Consider the following 17,813-nt stretch of genomic DNA (forward strand, 5'->3'; position numbering starts at 1 on the left):
GTACGGACAACAAATGACAGATGTCAATATCTGTCACCCAGACCAAGGTGACGCGCTGACAGACTTTGACATCCGTCAGTCCGCTGCCGTACGTTCGCGCCCAAGGCAGGGATGGGGAGATCTGATGCGCGGAGGCCCGCTCGACGCGGAGACGATCGTGTCGGCCACCGAAGAGGTACTGCGCCGCCACGGCCCGGAGAAGACGACCGTGCTCGACGTCGCACGGCTTCTCGGGGTGAGCCACGGCAGCGTCTACCGGCACTTCCCGTCCAAGGCGGCGCTGCGTGAGGCCGTCATACGGCGCTGGTTGGACCGGGTGCGCGACCAGCTCACCGCGACGGTCCGCGCCTCGGGACTACCGGCGCCGGACCGGCTGCACCTCCTGCTCACCACCATGTTCGCCACGAAGTGGACGAAGGCACGGGAGGACCCCGAGCTCTTCGCCACCTTCCGGGTGCTGGCGGCGGACCACAGCGAAGTCTCCGCCGCCCATGTCGACTTCCTGCTCGCCGAGGTCCGCGCCATCGTCGCCGACGGCATCGAGACGGGCGCCTTCGCACCCGGCGACCCGGAGGCGGTCGCGCGAGCCGTCCTGGACGCGACCACCCGCTTCCACGACCCGACCCACGCCGCGGAGTGGCAGTCACCGGCAGCCGGAGCGGAGTCCGAGGCCGTCATCTCCCTCCTCCTCAACGGCCTCCGAGCCCGCTAGACGAGCCGCGCACCACTTCGCGCGCGACCACGTCCCTTGGTCAGAGGGTGAAGGCTTCGATCAGGGTCCAGATGGCCAGGCCCGCCATGCACAGGCCGCCGATGCGCTGGACGGTCTTCAGCGGCACCCTGGTGGCGATGAAGCGGCCCGCCAGGAGGGCCAGGGCCGAGACCGACATCAGGGCGGCGGCCGAGCCGATCGCCGTCGGCAGCCATCCGTTGGTGGCGGCGAGGTTGGCGGTGGTGATCTGGGTCAGGTCGCCCCACTCGCTGATGAACACGGCCGTGAAGGCGGCGGCGTAGGACGGCCAGAACCGGGTGATGGCCTGGCCCGCCTTGTCGTCCTCATCGTCGTCCCCTCCGCCGCGCATCAGCATGAAGGCGCCGAAGGCGAACAGGGCCGCCGACACGAGCTTGACGGCCATGCCCGGCAGCAGGCTGAGCAGGCTGCCGGCGCCCACGGCGATCGCGACGTGCACGATGAACGCCGTGGACGTGCCGAACCACACGTAGAGCGGTCGCATGCGCGTGCCCATGGCCAGCGAGGCGAACATCGTCTTGTCGGGCAGCTCGGCAAGGAAGATCAAGCCGAAGGCGGTGAGGATCGCGAGCGGGTCCAGGGTCATGGGCGAAGCCTTCTGCCGGGGCCGGGCCGCGGACTTCGGCCGGCACCCTGGCGGGCGACGGGAGGACCACTCGGCCCGGCACGATGGGACGGCCCGCACGGTCGCACGGGCCACGTCATGCCGTGGCCGAAGGTCTCGTCCACCCCTTTACGGGGCCCGATGGCCGGGACGCCCTAGGACGTCCAGCGTGTCGACCAGCGGTATCGCAGGACTACTCCCCTTCGCCGACCCCAGTGTAGCCACAACGTCCAGCGACGTAGATCGCCGACCTCAGTGGTCCGCCATGTCCCACGGCACCGCCCCGGCCCCTCCATGCCCGCCCGCATGACTGAGTCATCTCTGAGATCTCCAGGGGTTCCGGGAATGAGCGCGACGCGCCGGAGGTTGCGCCGGGAACTATACCCCCCTAGGGTAAGCGCTCGCCGAGTCGATACCCCTAGGGGGTAGGAGGAGGAATCATGTCCGCACGTTCCGCACCGCCCGCCGGGCGCCGCTGGTGGGCGCTGGCGCTGATCGCGACCGCCCAGTTCATGGTGATCATGGACACGTCGATCATCGGGGTGGCGCTGCCCCGCATCCAGGCGGACCTCGGCTTCTCGCAGGAGAGCCTGTCCTGGGTGTTCAACGCCTACGTCGTCGGCTTCGGCGGTCTACTGCTGCTCGGCGGCCGGCTGTCGGACCTGTTCGGCGCCCGCCGGCTGTTCTCCACCGGGTGGGTCGTCCTGCTCGCCGGGTCCGCCGTCGCGGGCGCCGCCGGGAACGTCGGCGTGGAGCTGGCCGGACGCGCCGTCCAGGGCGTCGGCGCCGCGCTCATCGCGCCCGCCGCGCTGACCCTGCTGATGATGCTGTTCGGCACCGAGCCGCGCGAGCTGACCAAGGCGCTGTCCCTGTACGGCGCGGCGGCGCCGGCCGGCGGCACCGCGGGGGTGTTCCTCGGCGGCGTCATCACCGAGTACCTGTCCTGGCCCTGGGTCTTCTACATCAACATCCCCATCGCCGTCGTCGCGCTGGCCGCCGCGCCCGCGCTGATGCCCGCCGGCGGGGCCGGCGCCCGCGGCCGGGTGGACGCCCTCGGCGCGCTGACCGTCACCGCGGGGCTGGGCGGTCTGGTCTTCGCCGTCGTCCGCGCACCTGAGGTCGGGTGGGACGCGCTCGAGACCTGGGCGGTCATGGCCGGCGGGCTCGTGCTGCTGGGAGCGTTCCTGGCCCTGCAGGCCGGCCGCCGCGCCCCGCTGATGCCGCTGTCGATCTTCCGGGCGCCGAACCTGGCCGCCGCGAACCTCGCGCAGCTGCTGCTCGGCGGCGCATGGATCCCGATGTGGTTCTTCCTGAACCTGTACCTGCAGCAGGTTCTCGGCTACAGCGCCTTCCCGTCGGGCGCGGCGCTGGTGCCGATGACCGCGCTGATCATGCTCGGGATGATCGTCCTGGCGCCGCGGGTCATCGGGCGCCTCGGCGCCAAGGCCGCGACCGTCACCGGGCTGCTGGTGCTGGCCGCCGGGATGGGCTGGCTGTCGCTGATCCGCCCGGACGGGAACTACTGGGTGGACGTGCTGCCGGCCTCCCTGGTCGCCGCGCTCGGGATGTCGCTGGCCTTCATCCCCTCGCTCGGCACCGCGCTGTCGGCGGCCCGTCCGGAGGAGGGCGGGCTCGCCTCCGGCATCGTCAACACCGGCTACCAGGTCGGGTCGGCGCTCGGCCTGGCGGCCATGACCGCCATCGCCGCCGCCTCCGGGGCGGACCGGCTCGGGGACCTGCCCGCGCTCACCGACGGGTTCTCCGCCGCCTTCACCGGCGCCGCGCTCATCGCGCTCGCCGGCGCGGGGCTCGCCGCCGCCACCCTCCGGACCCCCCGGCCGGACGCCACCGCCGCAGCCGCGCCGCGGCGGGAGGACGAGAAGGCGGCCGGGCGCTGACCCGGCCATCAGGCGACGGCACGTCCACCGCACCAGGTGCGGGGCGCGTGCCGTCGTCCGCGTGTTGGACGGTCGGACGGAGGCGCGAAGTGACGGCCGCATGGCGGTCGTCGCGTTGGTGCGATGCGCCGCGTTGCCGTCGGGATCAGGTGTTCAGGTCGGCCGCGTGGCGCATGGCGGCGCGGGCGCGGGCCGGAGCCGAGGGGTCCTCCAGTAGCTGGATCTCCTGGTTGGCCGCCATGGCCAGGCCGGCCAGCACCGTGGCGACCTCCTCGGCGGGACGGTGCGGGCCGGGCAGCTCGGCCTGGGCGGCGGCGATCTCCTCCGTCAGCGACCGGCGCTGGGCCGCGACGATCTCGCGCAGCCGCTCGCGCAGCGGCCCCGGCCGCCCGTCCAGCTCGGCCGACGCGGCCGTGATGAAGCAGCCGCCGGGGAACGGGCAGTCGGCCAGGTACTCCACCCAGCCGTCGATCAGCCGGGCCAGGCGCTCCGGGCCGGGCGGCAGGTCCACCAGGGGTGCGATGACCGCCGCGCGGAAGACCTCGCCCGCCTGGTCGAGCGCGGCCATCTGGAGCCGGTCGCGAGAACCGAACGGGCCGACCAGGCCCGCCTTGCTCATGCCGAGCCGCTGCGCGAGCGTGCCGAGCGTCAGCCCCTCCAGCCCCAGCCGGGAGGCGTCCTGGACCGCCGCCCGCACGATCCGGTCGCGGGTGCGGGCCGCTTCGGCCGCCGAGTGACGCGGAGACATGCCCCCAGACTAGCGAACGGGCGTACGCTATTTTTAGCTGACGATCGTTCGCCAAACCTGAGAGGCCCGTCCGACATGACCGATCTGCTCCGGCTCGACGCCACCGCGCTCGCCCTGCTGGGCCACGATGTCGCCGTCATCCCCGACACCGCCATGGACGCCCCCACCCCCTGCGACGGATGGACGGTCGCCGACCTGCTCCGCCACATGAACGAACGGCACGAGGCCATCGCCCGGACGGTGCTGCCGCCCGTCGAGCCGGGCGCGGACCCGCGCGACGACTTCGCCCGCATCGCCGCACGGTGCCTCTCCGTCCTGGAGCGGGCGGGCCACACCGTGGAGCTGCCGCAGCGCGGCCCGACACCGACCGAACTGGTCCTCGGCGTCCACACTGTCGACATGCTGGTCCACCGCTGGGACCTGGCGCGCGCGCTGCGGACCACGCCGTTCGTGCCGTCCCGGCTGGCCGAGGCGGCGCTGCCGCTCGCCCGCGCCAACACCGCGCCGGGCAGTCCGTTCAACGGGCCCGGCGGCGTCTACGACCCGCCGCTCGCCGAGGACCCGGACCGTCCGGCGATCGACAACCTCGCCGCCCTCCTGGGCCGCGACCCGGAGTGGGCGCCGCCGGCCTGAGTCAGCGGGTGATCGCGGCCGCGCGCAGGCGGCCGTCACCCGCGCCGAAGTAGACGACCCCGCCGGACACCACGGCGGTGGGGTCCTCGTCGTCCGCCAGCGTGACCTTCCCCAGGGAGGCGCCGTCCTCGGCGTTCAGGAGGTGGAGCTCGCCGGAGCCGGTGCAGACGTACACCGTCCCGGACGCCACGGTCGGCGACGTGCTCACCTGGGGAAGGTCGCGGCGCCACAGCACCGCGCCGGTCTCGGCGTTGAACGCGAACGCCTTCCCTTCCTTCCCTTCGGAGGCCACGTTGCCGGCGACGTAGAGGACTCCGTCGGACACCACGGGAAGCGCCGAGTCCGAGAAGTCGTGGAGGCCCGTGGGGGTCCTCCACAGCAGCCTGCCGTCGCCCGGGTCGTGGGCCGAGACGGTGCCGTCCTCACCGAGCCCGTACATGACGCCGCCGATCACGTTGATCGACTCCGGTCGGCTCTCGAGTTCGTCGGCGAAGGGAGCCTTCCACAGGCGCTCGCCGGTGTCGGCGTTCAGCGCGTGCAGTTCCGGGCCGCTCGCGTCGAGACTGCTCGCGACGTAGTAGAGGACGTTCTGGTGGGCCGTGGTCTCCCACACGAACGCGGCTTCGTGGCTCCACGCCTTCTTGCCGGAGCGGGTGCTCAGCGCGTACACCGACGTCTTCCTGTCGCCGAGCCGTTCGTAGTAGTACACGTTCCGGCCGGACAGCGCCTCGTCCAGCAGCAGCGAACGGGCCGGGTACTCCCACACGCGGCGGCCGGAACCGGCGTCCAGCGCGAGCACGGCGCTGCTGTCACTGGTCCGGGACGAGTCGGAATAGGCGTGGACGTACATCCGGTCACCGGAAACGATCATTGACGCGCCGCTGCCCCAGGCCCGGTCGTGCTTCCAGCGGGCGTGGCCGGTCCGGGCGTCCACCGCGTGGATGACTCCGTCGCCGTCGCCGAAGTACAGCGTCCCGTTCTGGATCTGCGGCGACCAGCCCGGGTCGGCGGCATAGGACCACAGCTGCTTCAGCACCGGCGGGCGGGGCTCGGCGGTGGGTTCGGCGCGGCGTCCGCGGTCGGCGTCCGGCTCTCCGCCGGTGAGGAGCAGCGTGGTGGCGACCGTGACGAGGACGGTGACGGCGGCGACGCCCGTGAGGACGCGGCCCCGCGTGAGCAACCGCCGGGGAGAGGGCCCCGGGGGCGGGCCCTGGTACGGCGCCGTCGCCACGGCGGTGGGGGCGGCGGCTGGGTCGGCGGGTGGTGGTGGCGGCGCGGGGACGGTGCGGGTGATCTGGGTCGTCACCGGCTCGGGGAGCCAACCGACTCCGCCGGGCGGCCATGCCCGTGACGCGCGCCCCAGCTCCTCGACCAGATGGGGCACGGTCGGACGCCGGCCGGGGTCCTTTTCCAGGCAGCGGGTCACGACGTCCACCAGCCCGGACGGCACGCCGGAGAGGTCGGGGGCCCCGTGGACGACCCGGTAGTTCAGCGCGTGGACGGAGCCGCCGCCGAACGGCCCGGCCCCGGTCGCCGCGTACGCCAGCACCGCGCCGAGGGAGAAGACGTCGCTCAGCGGGCCGACCTCGCCGCCCCGCAGCTGCTCCGGGGACATGAAGCCGGGCGTGCCGACCATCGCCCCGGTCACCGTCAGCCGGGTACCCTCGGACGCCAGCGCGATCCCGAAGTCGATCAGGCGCGGGCCGTCCACGGCGAGCAGCACGTTCGACGGTTTGAGGTCGCGGTGGACCACCCCGGCGGCGTGGACGCTCTCCAGTGCCTCCGCCAGTGCGGCGCCGAGGGCCCGGACCGTCCCCTCCGGGAGTGCGCCGTGCGCGTCGAGCGCGGCCTTCAACGACAGCCCGGGGACGTACTCGGTGGCGAGCCAGGGCGGCGTCCCGTCCGGGTCGGCGTCGACCACAGCGGCGGTGAAGGGACCGCTCACGCGGCGGGCCGCCTCGACCTCGCGGACGAACCGGCGCCGGAACCCCGGGTCCTCCGCCAGTTCCGCCCGCACCACCTTCACCGCGACCGCGCGGCCGCCCGGCGACGACGCCAGGAACACCCGGCCCATCCCGCCGCCGCCGAGCCGCCCGGCGAGCCGGTAGGGCCCGAGCTGCACAGGGTCGCTCGCCTCCAGCGGCGCGTACGCGTCCACTCGGGTCTCCCTCTCCATCAGCCGGCGTCCGAGAACACGCGCAGGACGTCGTCTTCCTGGACGTAAAGGCGGCCGTCGATGACGCTCAGGTCTCCGCCGACGTGCTTCTTCCAGAGGCGGTCGCCGGTGCGGGCGTCGAGGGCGTAGAGGTAGCCCGCCTCCTCGTCGCCGCCGTCGTCGAACAGCACCGTCCCGTTCCGGACCGACTGGAGATGGACCTCCTTCGCGCCCGGCCTGTGGCGCCACAGCGGCTTGCCGGTGGCGGCGTCGAAGGCGCACACGTAGCCGTCGTTCTCGAAGTAGGCGACGCCGTCCGCGATGATCGGGGGGCCGGCCCCCTCGGCGATGGCGGGGTCCCAGGAGTCGCCCTCGAAGCCCTGCTTCCACGCGTACCGGCCCGTCGCGGCGTTCACCGCGTGCAGGGAACCGTCCCGGAGGCCGAAGTAGACGGTGCCGTTCACGCTCTTGGGGGACGTCTGGAGCTGCTCCCCGACCTTGAGGCGCCAGAGGTTCGCGCCGGTCTCCGCGTCCACCGCCCGCAGGGTGCCGTCATTGATCACCACGAAGACGACTCCTGCGGAGACGGACGGTCCCTTCTTCGAGAAGCCGTCGTAGACGTTCCGCCAGATCTCCCGCCCGGTGCGGGCGTCCCGCGCGATCAGCCGGACGTCCGACGCGTAGAGCCGCTCCCCGACGATCTCGATCTCCGGATGGATGCCGTGGTCCTTCGACTTCCACAGCTCCCTGCCGTCGCGGGCGTCCCGCGCGTAGGTGTACTCACCGGCGCCGTAGTACACCATCGACTCGGTGGCGCCCAGGAACAGCGGGCCCGTCGGGACATCGCCCAGGGGATGCGCGAACTTCCAGCGCAGGCGGCCGGTCTCGGCTTCCAGGGCGTACAGGACGCCTTTCTGGTCCTCGATGTACGCCGTGCCGCCGATCACCTGCAATAGGTGCATGCCCTCTTCCAGGGGGAAGGTCCACAGCTCCTTGCGCTCGCCCTTCCCGGTCGCCTCGGTCTTCTCCCCGTCCCCCGTCAGCCGGACGGCGAGGACGATCGCCGCGATGACGAGCGCGATCGCCGCGGCGGCGGCCGCCACGGCGAGGACCGGTCGCCGCGCGGGGTTCGGCGGCCGTGTTCGTCCCACCGACGCGGGCGGAACGGGCGGCAGGTCGGGCGGTACCTGCGGACCGGGCGGCGGCGAGATCGGGGCCGACCGGACGCGCAGGACCTCGGCGGCCACCGGGGCCGGCAGCCAGCCCGCCTCCGTGAAGAAGCCCGCGGCCAGCCCGGTCCCCGCCGCGCTGCTCAGCTCCTCGACCAGGTCGGGGACGGTGGGCCGCCGACCGGGGTCCCTGGACAGGCAGCGGGCGGCGACGTCCGCCAGCGCGGGCGGGACGCCGGTCAGGTCCGGTTCCTCGTGGACGACCCGGTAGTTCAGGGCGTGGGCGTGCCCGGCTCCGAACGGGCCGGTGCCGGTCGCCGCGAACACCAGCACGGCGCCGAGGGCGAAGACGTCGCCGGCGGCGGTGACCTCGTCGGCGACGAGCTGCTCGGGGGCGATGTAGCCGGGCGTGCCGATGACCATGCCGGTCTCGGTCAGCTCGGTGGACTCGGCCGCCCGCGCGATCCCGAAGTCGATGACGCGCGGGCCGTCGGCCGCCAGCAGCACGTTCGACGGCTTGAGGTCGCGGTGGACCACCCCCGCCGCGTGCACGCTCTCCAGCGCCTCGGCGAGCGCGGCGCCCAGCGCGAGCACCGTCCCCTCCGGCCAGGCGCCGTGCGCGTCCACCGCCGCCTCCAGGGAGAGGCCGGGCACGTACTCGGTGGCGAGCCAGGGCGGCGTCCCGTCGGGGTCGGCGTCGATCACGGCGGCGGTGAAGAAACCGCTGACCTGGCGGGCCGCGTCGACCTCCCGGACGAACCGGCGCCGGAAGCCGGGGTCGTCCGCGAGCTCGTCCCGCACCGCCTTCACCGCGACCGCGCGCCCGCCCGGCGACAGGGCGAGGAAGACCGTGCCCATCCCGCCGCCGCCGAGCCGCCCCGTGATCCGGTACCGGCCGAGCCGATCCGGATCGCCCGGCCGCGGCGGAGCGGCACCGCTCACTCGGCTCCCTCCCCGGCCGCGGTGCCGGGATACGGCCCGGACCTGCCCGGTGTCAGGCGCATGATCATAGTCGGGGCTCTCCATCGTCGGCGGGGGCAACGGGGGACTCGCCTACAGATAGACGCTCATGTTCGACAGAGAGTTCGCCCCGCTTCACCGCCGTCGTCCCCGGAGCCGAGCCGACCCCGTCAGCGGCGGGTCATGAGCGCCGTGCGGGCCACCAGGTCCGGTCGCCGAGCCAGGTGACCAGGGCGGGCACCTGGAGCGACCGGACGAGCAGGGTGTCGATCAGGACACCGGTCGCGACGGCCAGGCCCACCTGCGCGACGGTCACGTCCGGGATCTGGGTGAGGGCCAGGAACGTGCCCGCCAGGACGAGCCCGGCGGCGGAGATCACCCCGCCGGTCGCGGTGAGGCCCCGGCGGACCGCCTCCGCCGTCGCCGCGCGGCGGCGCTCCTCCCGGACGCGCTCCATCAGGAAGATGTTGTAGTCGACGCCGAGCGCGACGAGGAACACGAAGATGTAGACGAACAGGTCGGCGGCGACGCCCCCGTGGCCGAGGGCGTGGGTGAACAGCAGCGCCGAGACGCCGAGCGCGGCGGCGAAGGACAGCACGACGGTCGCGAGCAGCACCAGCGGCGCGACGGCCGACCGGAGCAGCAGCCCGAGGATCACGGTGATCGCCAGCAGCACGAGCGGGACGATCCGCGCGGTGTCGCCGAGGGCGGCGTCCCGGTAGTCGGCCTGGACCGCGGGCATCCCGCCGACGAGCGACCCGGGCGCCGCGTCGCCCAGCCGGTCGCGGAGCCGGTCGATGGCGCCGGCGGCGCCGTCCCCGTAGGGCGCGACGGCGAGTTCGACCCGCAGCGTGCTCCGCCCGGCGAGGGGAGGCGCCTGCTCGGCCTTCGCCACGCCGTCCGTCCCCGCGGCGGCCCGTTCGGCGGCGGCCACCGCCGCGGGCGGGGCACCGGCGGGCAGCACCACGGTGAGCGGGTCGGACGCACCGTCCGGGAAATGGTCGGCGAGCACCTGCCGGCCCGCGACCGACTCGCTGTTCGGCGGGACCTTGTCGACGGGGTCGGCGCTGACGTGCAGGCCGGTCAGCCCGAACGCGGCGAAGCCCAGCGCGCCGGTGACGAGGACGGCCACGAGCCGGGGGCGGCGCCCGACGAGGCCCGCGACGGCGCCCCACAGCCGGTGCCGCCCGGCGCCGCGGTCCCGCCCCGGGGACGGGACGCGCGGCCACAGCACCCACCGTCCGGCGCAGGCGAGCAGGGCGGGCAGCAGGGTCAGCATGGCCGCGAGCGCCACCGCGATCCCGGACGCGGCGACGGGCCCGAGCCCGCGCAGCCCGGCGAGGTCGGCGACCAGCAGGCACAGCAGCCCGGCGGTGACGGTCGCGGCGCTCGCGACGATGGCGGGCGCGGTGCGGCGCAGCGCCTCGGCGAGCGCCTCGTGCCGGTCGGCGTGCCTGGCCAGTTCCTCGCGGTACCGGTCGAGCAGCAGCAGCGCGTAGTCGGTCGCGGCGCCGAACACCAGCACGATGAGGATGGCGGACGACAGGTCGGTGACGGCGAGCCCGGCCCGCGCCAGTCCGTAGGCGCCGCCCCGGGCCACCATCACGGCCAGCCCGGCGGCGAACAGCGGCACCAGCCACAGGACGGGGCTGCGGTAGGTCAGCAGGAGGAGGATGGCGACGATCGCCATGCTGGTCAGCAGGAGCGGGCCGTCGACGTCACCGCCGTCGTTGTCGGTGTCGAGCGCGGCCTCCCCCGTCACCAGGGCGCGCAGCCCGGCGGAGTCAAGGCCGGAGGTCGCGTCGCGCAGCCGCTCCACGGCCGTCGCGACGGTGTCGTCATCGGCCTCGCGCGGCCGGACATCGACGCTGAACAGCGCCGCCGCACCGTCCTGCGACGTCCGGACCGGCCCCGGCGCCTGCACGCCCGGCACGCCGAGCGCACCGGCCCGCTCGCGGGCGTCCGCGATCGCCGCGCGGTCGGCGGCGGTCAGCGCCCCGCCGGACGCGCGGTGGAAGACGACGACGGCGGTCTCGGCGTCCGGGCGCGCGGGGTCGGGCTCGGCCAGCCGGGCCACCTCGCTCGACTCGAACCCGCCGGGCAGGTAGGCGGCGGAGTCGTCGCGCTGCACGTCGCCCAGCCGGGACGCGAACGCCGTCGCCACGATCGCGAGCGCGATCCAGGCCAGCAGCACCGGCCATTTCGCGGCTCTGACCGTCCGGCCGAGGCGGGTGGCCGGCGGCGGTGCGGGACGGGCGGCACGGGGCGGGTTCTCGGGCTCGGTCTGCGACATGGCGTCCAGTCCAGCCGCCGCGGCCGGGCCGCCGCATCGCCGGAACGAGTGCATCCGGCGGGCGCGGTACGGCCGGAGAGCCAGCGCCCGGTTGGCTCTTCCGGGCGATGCCGCGGGTCCCGGCCGCTCCCTAGCATCAAGGCGATGACCAGTATGGACGCGCCGGCGCTGCGGAAGGCCGGGGCCGAGGCGGCGCTCGCGGCGGCCGCGGTCGCCCCGGCGCTGATCGACCAGGCGACCACCGACACCTCGGCCGCGGCGTGGACGGCGCTCGGCGGCTACGGCGCCGTCGCGCTCGGCTGCCTCGCGCTGCGGCGGCACCGGCCGCTGACCGCGTTCGGGGTGCTCCTCGCCGTCCTCGCGGCGGTGCAGGTGATCGCCGCGTCCGCCGAGGTGAAGCTGAGCGGGCTGACCGTCCTGCCGGTGGCGTTCGCGCTGTACGCGGCGGGGGCCTACAGCGCGCCGCGCCGGTCGGCGGCGGCGCTGCTGCTCGGCGCCGCGCTCGTCGCCGGGGGCCTCGCCGCGAACCACCTCACCGCGCCCGAGGGCTGGCGCGGCGGCACCGACGTGCTCGCCTACGTCGCCGCGCTGCCGGTCGCGTGGGCGCTCGGGGTCGCCGCGCGGGGCCACCGGGGCATGCTGCTCGCGGCGGAGCGGCGCGCCGAGGACGCGCGCCGCGAGCAGCACCTGCTGGCCGAACGGGCGGCCGCCGCCGAACGCGTCCGCATCGCCCGCGACATGCACGACGTCGTCGCGCATTCGCTGACGCTGCTCGTCGTGCACGCCGAGACCGTCCGCGCCCGGTCCGGGGAGCTGCCGCCCTGGGCGCGCGAACGCGTCGACGCGATGGCCTCCGCCGGACGGCAGGCCACCGGCGAGATGCGCGAACTCCTCCGGGTGCTCCGCGACGGGGGCACCGCCGCCGCGCCCCGCGCGCCCGCGCCGACCCTCGCCGCGCTGCCCGCACTCGTGGACGACGCCCGCACGGCCGGAAACCCGACCAGCCTCACCGTCACCGGAGACGTCGCGGATCTGCCGGGGAACGTCCAGCTCACCGGCTACCGCGTCGTCCAGGAGGGGCTCGCCAACGCCCGCCGCCACGCGCCCGGCGCCGAGGTGGCGGTCCGGGTCGACGTCGAGGGGCCGGGCGTCCGGATCGAGGTCGGCAGCGGGGCGCCGGCCGGGGACGCCCCGGCAGCACCCGGCGCGGGCATCGGGCTGCCCGGCCTGCGGGAGCGGCTCGCCGCGCTCGGCGGCGCCCTCGACGCCGGCGCCACGCCCGGCGGCGGCTTCCGGGTCGCGGCCACGATCCCGCTCGGAGCACGCGATGCCGTCCGGTGACCGCCGCATCACGGTCGCGATCGCCGATGACGAGCGCGTCGTCCGGGACGGGCTCCGCGCCATCATCGAGACGCAGCCGGACATCGAGGTCGTCGGCACCGCCGGGGACGGCGACGCCGCGCTGCGCCTCGCCGCCTCCGTCGCCCCCGGCGTCCTGCTGCTGGACGTGCGCATGCCCGGCCGGGACGGGCTGTGGGTCCTCGACCGGCTCGCCCGGCGGGGGCTGCTCGCCCGCACCCGGGTGCTGATGCTCACCACCTTCGACCTGGACGAGTACATCGACGAGGCGCTCGCGGCCGGTGCCGCCGGGTTCCTGCTCAAGAGCTCCTCCTACGAGGAGCTGCTCGCCGCCGTCCGCGCCGCCGCGTCCGGCGACGCCGCGCTCAGCCCCGGCGTCGCCCGCCGCGTCATCGACGGCTACCTCGCGCACCGCCGCGCGACCCGTCCCGCGCCCGCCGACCTGGCCCGCGTCGAGGCGCTGACGCCGCGCGAGCGGGACGTCCTGGCCCTCATCGGCGACGGCCTGAGCAACGCGGAGATCGCCGAGCGCCTCGTCCTGTCCGAGCACACCGTGAAGTCGCACGTCAGCCGGCTGCTCACCAAGACCGGCTGCCGCAGCCGCGGCCAGGCCGCCGCCCTCGCCCACCGCACGGGCTAGCAGGAGTGGGGGCCGGGGTGCGGGACAGGGTGCGGGTCAGCCGCGCAGGGAGGCCGCCACCTCCAGGACGCGGCGCGCCTCGCCGTGGGGGCTGATCAACAGGTCGGTCGCGCCTGCGTCCGCGAAGCGGCGGAGCTCGCGGGCCACCGTCTCCTCGTTGCCCGCGATCACCGTCTCGTGCACGCCGGACAGGCCCTGGCGGCCGAGGACGGCACGGTAGGCGGGCAGGTCGGAGGCGGCGGCGTAGGTCCGGGCCAGCTCCCGGCGGACGGAGTCCGGGTCGGCGGTCACCGCCGTCACGACGCCCGCGAGCACGCGCGGCGCGGGCCGGCCGGCGTCCTCGGCGGCCTTGGTGATCGCCGGAACGACGTGGTCGGCGATCATCTCGGGGCCCGTCCAGGTCGTCACGGTCCCGTCGGCGAGCTCGCCCGCGACGCGCAGCATGACCGGGCCGAGCGCGGACACGATCACCGGCGGCGCGGTCGCGCCCGGCGCGTCCACCGTCCCGGCGGCGGTGAGCGTCTCGCCGCGGAAGTCGGCGTCCTCGCCGCGCAGCAGCGGCCGGAGCGCCGACAGGTACTCGCGGACGTGCCGCGCGGGCCGGTCGTAGGGGATGCCGTGCGCGCCCTCGATGTTCGGCGGGTGGCTCGGCCCGACGCCGAGGGTGAACCGCCCGCCCGCCATGGCCTGGGCGGTCAGCGCCTGGGACGCGAGGGCCAGCGGATGGCGCGGGTACGTGGGGACGATGGCGGTGCCGACCTCGATGGTGGGCACCTCCCGGCCCGCGAGCGCCGCCGCCATGAGGGCGTCCCACGACCCGATCTGCCCGAAGAAGACGCTGTCGAGCCCGGTGTCGCGGGCCAGCCGGGCCTGGGCGACGACCTCGTCCAGCGGTGCCGCCCCGGCGAGGCCGAACAGTCCGATGCGCATGGACCACTCCTAACATGAATCGGATGTTCCGGTTCCAGTTGAGGCCCACAGTAATATGAATCCGACGTTCCGGTTAGAGGTTCCGAGGAGAGCGATGCGCGCCGACGCCCGCCGCAACCGCGAGCGGATCACCGCGTCCGCGCTCGACCTGTTCGCCGCGCGGGGCCCCGGCGTGTCCATGGAGGAGATCGCGAAGGACGCGGGCCTCGGCGTCGGCACGCTCTACCGGCACTTCCCCGACCGCCGCACCCTGGTCGCGGAGATCTCCGAGAGCGCGCTCGTGTCACTGGCGGCGGAGCTCCGGCGGCTGGCCGACCAGGACGGCCCGCGCTGGGACGTGCTCACCCGGTTCATCGCCTACTGCGCGGGCCTGCCGCTCGCCCTGATCAAGTCGCTCACCGTGGACGGGACCCTCGATCTCGACGAGAACCCCTTGCAGCAGGAGGTCGACGCCCTCATCCGCGGCCTCATCGAGCAGGCCCAGCGCGAGGGGTCGCTGCGGGCCGACATCACGCCCGGCGAGGCGGCCGAGATCCTCAGCACCGCCACCTGCCGTCCGGGCGCCCGCCCCGACGACGCCCTGACCCGCGTGATCCTCGACGGGCTGCGGCCGTGAGCGCGGTCTCCCGACCGGCATCCTGATAGATATTTACGGGGAGTGTTGTCTCCCCGTCAGGTCTCGACTTCTGCTGCTACAACTGTAGTAACAGTGATGGCAGGAGAAGAGAGGGGCCCATGGTCTTCAAGCGGTTGCTCGGCGCCTTCGGTGTGGGGGGACCTTCGGTCGAGACCGTCCTCGGCACGGCGCAGGCGCGCCCCGGGGACCACCTGTCCGGCGAGGTCCGGATACAGGGCGGCGACCACGATGTCCACATCCACCAGGTGACGCTGAGCCTGGTCACCCGTACCGAGTACGAGCACGGCGACCACGAGGGCGCCGGGGTCCGCGAGTTCTACCGGGGCGCGGTCGCGGGTGCGCTGAGTCTCGGAGCCGGGGAGTACCGGGCGGTGCCCTTCCAGCTCCCGCTGCCGTGGGAGCTGCCCTTGACCGAGGTCAACGGGCAGCATCTGCCCGGCATGGCCATGGGCGTCCGCACCGAACTGGAGGTCGCCGGGGCCGTCGACGCCGGCGACCTGGACCCGCTCGCGGTGACGCCGCTCCCGTCCCAGCAGCGCGTGCTGTACGCGTTCGGGACGCTCGGCTTCGCGCTGAAGAGCGCCGACGTGGAGGAGGGCTACATCGCCGGCCTCCACCAGGAGCTGCCCTTCTACCAGGAGATCGAGTTCTACGCCCCGCCCGAGTACAGCGGGCGGATCAACGAGGTCGAGCTGACGTTCGTGGCCGACCCGCACGGGCTGGCGGTGATCCTGGAGGCCGACCGGCGCGGCACCGCGTTCACCGAGGGCGACGACGTGTTCGGCCGCTACCACGTCTCCCACGAGGAAGCCCTGCGCATGTCCTGGGAGCAGGAGCTGGAGAACTGGCTGCGCGCCGTCGCCGGGGACGGGCACGGCGGCTACGGGCACAGCGGCTACGGGCACGGCGGCCAGGGGCATGCCGGGCACGGTTTCGGCTCCGACTCCCACCATCACGGTCACGGGCCCGGCTGGGGCGGCGTCGCCGCGGGCGCGGCGGGCGGTCTGGCGGCCGGGGTCGCGGCGGGCGCCGTCGCCGGCGCGATGCTCGGCGGCGAGGACGAGCAGGAGGAGCAGGAGGAGCCGTCGGTCGGGGACGCTTTCGCCCAGGTGAGCGAGCAGGCCGTCCAGGACGCGTACGAGGACGCCTATGTGGACGCCTACGAAGCGGCCTATGAGGCGGCCTACGAGGACGCGGCGGAGGACTTCGAGGCCGAGGACTGATCCGGGCCGCCAACTACTACACTTGTAGCAGCAAGGGTGAGACGGACAGCGAGCGGAGGAGGATCCGATGGCCTTCTGGGACAAGCTGCGGGAGTCGACCCAGACCATGCAGACGCAGCTGCTCAGTAAGAAGAACGAACTCAAGAGCGGAGCGTTCCGGGACGCGAGCATGGCGATGTGCGCGCTCGTCGCGGCGGCCGACGGCAGCGTCGACCCGTCCGAGCGGCAGCGCACCGCGTCCCTGATCGCGTCCAACGAGGTGCTGCAGAACTTCCCGGCGGACGACCTGCAGCGCCGCTTCAACGACTACGTGTCCAAGCTGACGGCCGACTTCGACTTCGGGAAGGTCTCGGTCCTGCAGGACATCGGCAAGACCAAGAAGAAGCCCGCCGAGGCGCGCGCGGTCATCCAGATCGGCATCGTCATCGGCGGCGCGGACGGCGACTTCGACGACCGGGAGAAGGCCGTCGTCCGCGAGGCGTGCTTCGCCGTCGGCCTCGACCCAGCCGAGTTCGAACTCTAGGGCGACCCGTGACGGGCAGGGCGCCGGCCCCGCCCGTCACCGGAACGCGAGCAGCGCCAGGACGACGGGCACGAGCGCGTGGTCCAGCTGGAGGGTCGCGGCGGTCAGCGAGCCGGTGACGACCCCGTTTCCCAGCAGCAGCAGCGGGCCGGTCACCGCGTTCTTGGCCGGGGGTGTGCCCATCAGCGCTTCTACGCGCTGCACGACCCCCGAGTCGGCGAACGCGGTCACCGGCCCGGCGGCCGGGGGCTGGGCGAGCGCGACCTTCGCGAGCGTCCGGGCGACCAGGGCGCGGTCGCCGGACGCCTCGGCCGCGTCCTCGTCGGCCCACCGCTCGACCGCGAGCCGCAGCGCCCGGTCCAGCGGCCGGACGGGAGGCAGCACCGCCGCGGCGAGCGCTCCGGCCGCGAGGTAGCGGTGGTGGCGGTGGCGGAGATGGGACGTCTCGTGCTCCAGCACGACGTGCAGTTCGGCGGCGGTCAGGTCGCGCAGCAGGCCGCGGGACAGCAGCACCCCGCCGTGCCGGCCCGGGACCGCGACGGCGATCGGGGTGTCGGTCTCCAGCGGCCCGACCGTGTCGCGCCGGGCGTCGCGCAGCTCCCGCGACCAGCGGGCGGCCGTCCGGCCGGCGACCGCGAGACCGGCGGCGGTCAGCACGGCCGCCGGGAGCCCGACCGCGTCCGGGACGGGGCTGTCGTCGCCGAACAGCGCCCATTCGGGGACGTGCGCGGCGGCGGCCGGGGCCAGCGTCGCCGCGTAGTTGATCGCCACGAAGACGCCGGTACCGAGCGCCGCCACGGCCGTCATCGCCCCGGTCGTCGCGAGCAGCCGCGCCGACCAGGACGGGTGCAGCCGTAACGGGGCGGCCAGGCCGAACGCCAGGCTCAGCGCGACCATGACGGCCAGCGGCAGGAACGTGAACCAGTTCACCTGGCGCCGTCCGGGCGGTCGAGGACCTCGCGCAGCTTCCGCGCCTCCTCGGCGCTGAGCGACCGCGCGAAGCGGCTCAGCACGGTCCCGGGGTCACTGGCGTGCCGCAGGTGGTCGTGCATGCGCCCGGCCACCAGATCGGACTCGTCCACCGCGAGCCGGTACAGGTAGTGCCGCCCCGCGCGGGTGCGGGTGACGAGCCGCTTGTCGTGGAGGCGGTGCAGGATCGTGTTGACCGTCGTGTACGCCGGCTCGCCGTCGAGCCGTTCCACCAGCTCGGAGGTACTGGCCGATCCGCCGAGCCCGGCCAGGGCGGCGAGCACCTCCGCCTCCAGCTGCCCGAGCGGCCTGCGCGTCATC

The 17,813-nt window shown here is 74.5% G+C and carries 16 protein-coding genes; 8 read left to right on the top strand and 8 right to left on the bottom strand.

Annotated features, from left to right (window positions below; all coding sequences use genetic code 11):
• Positions 1-124: 124 nt before the first annotated feature.
• Positions 125-712 carry a TetR/AcrR family transcriptional regulator gene (locus CHF16_RS07655; RefSeq protein WP_089325205.1) on the top strand — a complete coding sequence of 196 codons (588 nt, stop codon included), beginning with the start codon at positions 125-127 and terminating at the stop codon, positions 710-712.
• 40 nt (positions 713-752) lie between these two features.
• Here CHF16_RS07655 and CHF16_RS07660 read toward each other — a convergent pair whose 3' ends face one another.
• Positions 753-1,337, bottom strand: coding sequence for a TMEM165/GDT1 family protein (locus CHF16_RS07660; RefSeq protein ID WP_089325206.1), 585 nt, complete (start codon positions 1,335-1,337; stop codon positions 753-755).
• A 458-nt stretch (positions 1,338-1,795) separates the two neighbouring features.
• Here CHF16_RS07660 and CHF16_RS07665 point away from each other — a divergent pair, with 458 nt between their 5' ends.
• The gene (locus CHF16_RS07665) at positions 1,796-3,253 is read left to right on the top strand and encodes an MFS transporter (protein ID WP_089325207.1); all 1,458 of its coding nucleotides are present in this window, start codon (positions 1,796-1,798) and stop codon (positions 3,251-3,253) included.
• Between the two features lie 145 nt (positions 3,254-3,398).
• On the opposite strand, the gene CHF16_RS07670 is transcribed toward CHF16_RS07665, so the two are convergent.
• On the bottom strand, positions 3,399-4,001 hold the full coding sequence (locus tag CHF16_RS07670) for a TetR/AcrR family transcriptional regulator (protein ID WP_089325208.1): 603 nt from the start codon (positions 3,999-4,001) through the stop codon (positions 3,399-3,401).
• A gap of 75 nt (positions 4,002-4,076) precedes the next feature.
• On the opposite strand from CHF16_RS07670, the gene CHF16_RS07675 reads away from it, so the two are divergent.
• Entirely contained in the window at positions 4,077-4,634 is a 558-nt protein-coding gene (locus CHF16_RS07675; protein ID WP_089325209.1) for a TIGR03086 family metal-binding protein, read from the top strand.
• Position 4,635: 1 nt separating this feature from the next.
• On the opposite strand, the gene CHF16_RS07680 is transcribed toward CHF16_RS07675, so the two are convergent.
• The 3 genes from CHF16_RS07680 to CHF16_RS07690 all read right to left on the bottom strand — a co-directional run bounded on the left by CHF16_RS07680 (position 4,636) and on the right by CHF16_RS07690 (position 11,211).
• Positions 4,636-6,792: a protein kinase domain-containing protein gene (locus CHF16_RS07680; protein ID WP_245868281.1), complete on the bottom strand. Its 2,157-nt coding sequence runs from the start codon at positions 6,790-6,792 to the stop codon at positions 4,636-4,638.
• Positions 6,793-6,809: 17 nt separating this feature from the next.
• Complete coding sequence (locus CHF16_RS07685) at positions 6,810-8,900, bottom strand: outer membrane protein assembly factor BamB family protein (protein WP_218826572.1); 2,091 nt, start codon at positions 8,898-8,900, stop codon at positions 6,810-6,812.
• A gap of 199 nt (positions 8,901-9,099) precedes the next feature.
• Positions 9,100-11,211 carry an MMPL family transporter gene (locus tag CHF16_RS07690; protein ID WP_179271429.1) on the bottom strand — a complete coding sequence of 704 codons (2,112 nt, stop codon included), beginning with the start codon at positions 11,209-11,211 and terminating at the stop codon, positions 9,100-9,102.
• Positions 11,212-11,355: 144 nt separating this feature from the next.
• Here CHF16_RS07690 and CHF16_RS07695 point away from each other — a divergent pair, with 144 nt between their 5' ends.
• Both CHF16_RS07695 and CHF16_RS07700 read left to right on the top strand, forming a co-directional pair.
• Complete coding sequence (locus CHF16_RS07695) at positions 11,356-12,552, top strand: sensor histidine kinase (protein ID WP_218826573.1); 1,197 nt, start codon at positions 11,356-11,358, stop codon at positions 12,550-12,552.
• Positions 12,539-13,210 carry a response regulator gene (locus CHF16_RS07700; protein WP_089325214.1) on the top strand — a complete coding sequence of 224 codons (672 nt, stop codon included), beginning with the start codon at positions 12,539-12,541 and terminating at the stop codon, positions 13,208-13,210. Before CHF16_RS07695 ends, CHF16_RS07700 begins: the two co-directional genes overlap by 14 nt.
• A gap of 36 nt (positions 13,211-13,246) precedes the next feature.
• Here CHF16_RS07700 and CHF16_RS07705 read toward each other — a convergent pair whose 3' ends face one another.
• Complete coding sequence (locus tag CHF16_RS07705; RefSeq protein ID WP_089325215.1) at positions 13,247-14,140, bottom strand: LLM class F420-dependent oxidoreductase; 894 nt, start codon at positions 14,138-14,140, stop codon at positions 13,247-13,249.
• Between the two features lie 94 nt (positions 14,141-14,234).
• Between CHF16_RS07705 and CHF16_RS07710 the strand changes: the two genes are divergently transcribed.
• From CHF16_RS07710 to CHF16_RS07720, 3 genes are all read left to right on the top strand, one after another.
• A complete protein-coding gene (locus CHF16_RS07710; protein WP_089325216.1) occupies positions 14,235-14,756 on the top strand; it encodes a TetR/AcrR family transcriptional regulator in 522 nt (173 codons plus the stop codon).
• Positions 14,757-14,875: 119 nt separating this feature from the next.
• Positions 14,876-16,000: a sporulation protein gene (locus tag CHF16_RS07715; RefSeq protein WP_089325217.1), complete on the top strand. Its 1,125-nt coding sequence runs from the start codon at positions 14,876-14,878 to the stop codon at positions 15,998-16,000.
• A gap of 67 nt (positions 16,001-16,067) precedes the next feature.
• Positions 16,068-16,523, top strand: coding sequence for a tellurite resistance TerB family protein (locus CHF16_RS07720; protein ID WP_089325218.1), 456 nt, complete (start codon positions 16,068-16,070; stop codon positions 16,521-16,523).
• 36 nt (positions 16,524-16,559) lie between these two features.
• Here CHF16_RS07720 and CHF16_RS07725 read toward each other — a convergent pair whose 3' ends face one another.
• Together CHF16_RS07725 and CHF16_RS07730 are read right to left on the bottom strand one after the other, a co-directional pair.
• Positions 16,560-17,453 carry a M56 family metallopeptidase gene (locus CHF16_RS07725; protein ID WP_089325219.1) on the bottom strand — a complete coding sequence of 298 codons (894 nt, stop codon included), beginning with the start codon at positions 17,451-17,453 and terminating at the stop codon, positions 16,560-16,562.
• Positions 17,450-17,812: a BlaI/MecI/CopY family transcriptional regulator gene (locus CHF16_RS07730; protein WP_089325220.1), complete on the bottom strand. Its 363-nt coding sequence runs from the start codon at positions 17,810-17,812 to the stop codon at positions 17,450-17,452. Before CHF16_RS07730 ends, CHF16_RS07725 begins: the two co-directional genes overlap by 4 nt.
• Position 17,813: the final 1 nt, after the last annotated feature.

The sequence above is a fragment of the Actinomadura meyerae genome (assembly GCF_900188445.1).
GTDB classification, from domain to species: Bacteria; Actinomycetota; Actinomycetes; order Streptosporangiales; family Streptosporangiaceae; genus Spirillospora; species Spirillospora meyerae.